The following is a 3,950-nucleotide window of genomic DNA, read 5'->3' on the forward strand; positions in this document are numbered from 1 at the left end:
TGCCCGCAGCTAAGCGGGACTGGCGGCCCGCCCTCACGCACCCGCAGTCGCCGGACGACGCAAGGGGACGTGTCGGGGGGTGTCCGCCCGCAGCGGTTGGCGCGTCAACGGGGAGTCAGTCGGTATCCGACCCCATCGCGCCGTTCCGAGGACGGACACCCCCCGACGCGGCCCCGACCCACGACCACCGCGCAGGCGCGACACGAGCCCCCACCGAAGCAGCCACAGGCCGCCGCAGGCACCCCGCCCCCCACGGCGTGCTACCGCACCAGACACGGCCGCTTCGCATCGAACTCCCAGCCCGGGACCAAATACCGCATCCCCACCGCATCGTCCCGCGCCCCCAACGCCTTCTCCCGGTACAGCTCGTGCGCCGCCAGCAGCCGGTCCATGTCCAACTCGACACCCAACCCCGGCGCGTCCGGAACAGCCACCTCCCCGCCCACGATCCGGGGCGGCTCGACGGTCAGCCGCTCCAGCCCCTCCTGCCAGATCCAGTGCGTGTCCAGCGCGTTGTACTCCCCCGGCGCCGCGGCCCCGCAGTGCGTGACCATCGCCAGCGAGATGTCGAAGTGGTTGTTGGAGTGACACCCCCAGGTCAGCCCCATCGCGTTGCACAACTGCGCCACCCGCACCGACCCCTGCATGGTCCAGAAGTGCGGATCGGCCAGCGGAATGGAGACCGACTGGAGAGCCAGGGCATGGGCCATCTGACGCCAGTCCGTCGCGATCATGTTCGTCGCCGTCGGCAACCCGGTCGCCCGACGGAACTCCGCGAGGATCTCCCGCCCGGAGTAACCGCCCTCCGCCCCGCAGGGATCCTCGGCGTACGCGAGCGTGCCCACCAACGGCCGGCACAGCTCGACCGCCTCCCTCAGAGACCACGCCCCGTTCGGATCCAGGGTGATCCGAGCCTCGGGAAACCGCGACTTGAGCGCCCGCACGGCCGCGACCTCCTCCGCTCCCTCCAGCACACCCCCCTTGAGCTTGAAGTCCCGGAATCCGTACAGCTCGTACGCCGCCTCCGCCTGCCGCACGATCGCCTCCGGCGACAGCGCCTCCTCGTGCCGCACCCGGTACCACTCCACGGACGAGCCGGGCTCCCGGACGTACTCCAGATCCGTCCGGTCCGGGTCACCGACGTAGAAGAGGTACCCCAGCACCCGCACGGAGTCCCGCTGCTGCCCGTCGCCCAGCAGCGCCGCCACGGGTACGTCCAGATGCTGCCCGAGCAGGTCGAGCAGCGCCGACTCGACCGCGGTCACGGTGTGGACGGTGGTCCGCAGGTCGAAGGTCTGGGCACCCCGTCCCCCGGCGTCCCGGTCGGCGAACCGGTCACCGATCTCGCGCAGCACCCGCTTGTAGTCGCCCACCTTCGCCCCGACGACCAGCGGCTCGGCGTCCCGCAGCGTCCGCGTGATCTTCTCCCCGCCGGGCACCTCCCCCAGCCCGGTCCGCCCCTCGGAGTCGGTGAGGACGACGACGTTGCGGGTGAAGTACGGGCCGTGCGCGCCGGAGAGGTTCAGCTCCATGCTGTCCCGGCCGGCGACGGGGTAGACGGCGAACGCCGTGACGGTCGGCTGCGGTCCGATGCTCATCGCGTGCCCCTTCTGAAGGCTTCTGAAGGCGGAATGGAAATGTTCAAAGACTGAGGGCGTCGAGGCCCCACTCGATCACCAGGACGCCGCCGAGACCGAGCACGGCGAGCACCGTCGTGTAGGACGTACGGACCTTGATCGCCTCGATGACGGAGAGGTTGAAGTACTCCTTGAACAGCCAGAACCCGGGGTCGTTGACGTGGGAGAAGGCGATGGAGCCGCAGGCGACGGCCAGCACCATGACCTCCGGGTGCACCCCGCTGCCCGCCAGGAGCGGCAGCGCCACCCCGGAGGCCGTGACGACGGCGACCGTGGCCGAGCCGAGCGCGATGCGCAGGATGACGGCGACGAGCCAGGCGAGGACGATCGGCGAGATGGACCAGCCGTCGGTGACGTCCTTGATGTAGTCGGAGATCCCGCCTTCGACGAGGACGTTCTTGAAGGCCCCGCCCGCGCCGATCACCAGCAGGATCATCGCCATCGCCTGGGCCGCCGAGCCACAGGAGGCGCCGACGTCGCTCAGGCTGCGCCCGATCCGCGGTCCGAACACCCACACCGCCAGGCACAGGGTCAGCAGCAGCGCGATCGGCGCCGAGCCGACGAAGGCGACGAAGTGCAGGAACGGGCTCTCGCCGGAGGCGGCCATGTCGGTCACCGCGGCGGCCACGATCAGCACCACCGGGAACATCGCCACGACCAGCGACCAGCCGAGGCCCGGCATCTCCTCGTCCGTGAACTCGCGCTCGCTGACCAGGCCCTTGGGGATGGCAGGGGTCATCCTCGCGACGAACGGAAGACGCGGCCAGGTCAGGGCGATGAGCGCCCCGGCGGGGACGGCGACGAACAGGCCGTAGAACAGCGTGAGTCCGACGGAGGCGTGGAAGGTCGCGGCGACGGCGGTGGGGCCGGGGTGCGGCGGGAGGAAGCTGTGCATGGTGGACAGGGCGATGGACATCGGCAGGCCGACCCACAGCAGCTTCGCGCCGGTGACCCTGACCAGGGTGAACGCGATGGGCACGATGATGACGAACGCGACCTCGTAGAACATGGTCACGCCGATCAGCATGGACGTGACCACCATGGCGACCTGGACCCACCGTGGTCCGAAGGCGTCGAGGAGCTTGCCGGCTATCCGCTGTGCGGCGCCCGCGTCCCCCATCACACGGCCGACCATGGCGCCGAGCCCGATGGTCAGCATGGTGTCGCCGATCTGGTCCCCGATGCCCTCGGAGAGGACGTCCGGGATGGTCGCCACCGGAATCCCCTGGACCAGTGCGACCCCGACCGCCACGAGCAGCAGGGCCGCGAAGCCGTTCAGTCTGAGCCTGGTCATGAGGACCAGCAGAACCAGAACGCTGATTCCGACTACGAGCAGAGGCAAGGCAGTTCCCCTTTGAACCGGTGTCCATCCCTATATGCAGACCGCGTCTACGTATGCAGATGGAGGCTAGGTGGGTGAACGTGCCGGGTCAATGGCCGGGCGATCACGGATTCATGCGGACCTACGATGAGCCCATGCAGGAGAGCAGAGGCGTCCGCGGCGTGAAGTCGGCGGCCCGGACCGTCGCACTGCTGGAACTGCTCGCCGAGCGGGGGGAGCAGCCCTCGCGCCTCGACCAGCTCGCGGAGGACCTGGGGGTGCCGCGCAGCAGCATGTACCAGCTGCTCCAGACCCTGGTCGACGCCGGCTGGGTCCGCACGGACGCCACCGGCTCCCTCTACGGCATCGGGATCCGCGCGCTGCTCACCGGCACGAGCTACCTGGACGGGGACCGGCATGTCCGGGCGGTCCGCCCGTACCTCGACGAGGCGTCGGACGCGCTCGGCGAGACGATCCACCTGGCCCGGCTCGACGGCCGGGACGTCGTCTACCTCGCCACCCGCGAGTCCCACGAGTACCTGCGCACCATCAGCCGGGTCGGCCGCCGCGTCCCGGCCCACGCCGGCGCGCTCGGCAAGGCACTGCTCGCGGAGCGCGCTGACGACGAACTGCCGTTCACTGCATGGCCGTTGCCCGCCCTCACGGAGAACACCCACACCGACCGTCCGGCACTCCTCGCCGACCTGGCCCGGGTCCGCGAGCGCGGCTACTCCATCGACCGCGAGGAAACGGTCCCCGGCATCATCGGCTTCGGCTTCGCCCTGCGCTACAGCACCCCGGCCGTCGACGCCATCAGCTGCTCGGTCCCGGCGGCCCGCCTGACCCCGGAACACGAGTCCCGCATCATCTCCGTGATGCGGGACATCCGAGCAAGGATCGAATCCCGGCTACCACCGGCACCGGGGGCACCCGACTGGCGTTAGGCCAGTCCCAGGGGGCGTCGAGAAGGCGATTCCCGGCGCGGCCGCCCC

Annotated in this window: 3 protein-coding genes; 1 reads left to right on the top strand and 2 read right to left on the bottom strand. The window is 70.4% G+C overall.

Features of this window, described 5'->3' with window-relative positions; all coding sequences use genetic code 11:
- Positions 1–260 precede the first annotated feature (260 nt).
- Positions 261–1,598, bottom strand: coding sequence for an enolase C-terminal domain-like protein (locus CA983_RS41300; RefSeq protein ID WP_086605798.1), 1,338 nt, complete (start codon positions 1,596–1,598; stop codon positions 261–263).
- 43 nt (positions 1,599–1,641) lie between these two features.
- Positions 1,642–2,979, bottom strand: coding sequence for a gluconate:H+ symporter (locus tag CA983_RS41305; protein ID WP_086605799.1), 1,338 nt, complete (start codon positions 2,977–2,979; stop codon positions 1,642–1,644).
- A gap of 134 nt (positions 2,980–3,113) precedes the next feature.
- On the opposite strand from CA983_RS41305, the gene CA983_RS41310 reads away from it, so the two are divergent.
- Positions 3,114–3,902 carry an IclR family transcriptional regulator gene (locus CA983_RS41310; RefSeq protein WP_086605800.1) on the top strand — a complete coding sequence of 263 codons (789 nt, stop codon included), beginning with the start codon at positions 3,114–3,116 and terminating at the stop codon, positions 3,900–3,902.
- The last annotated feature ends 48 nt before the right edge of the window (positions 3,903–3,950 follow it).

It is taken from the genome of Streptomyces swartbergensis, assembly GCF_002148965.1.
GTDB classification, from domain to species: domain Bacteria; phylum Actinomycetota; class Actinomycetes; order Streptomycetales; family Streptomycetaceae; genus Streptomyces; species Streptomyces swartbergensis.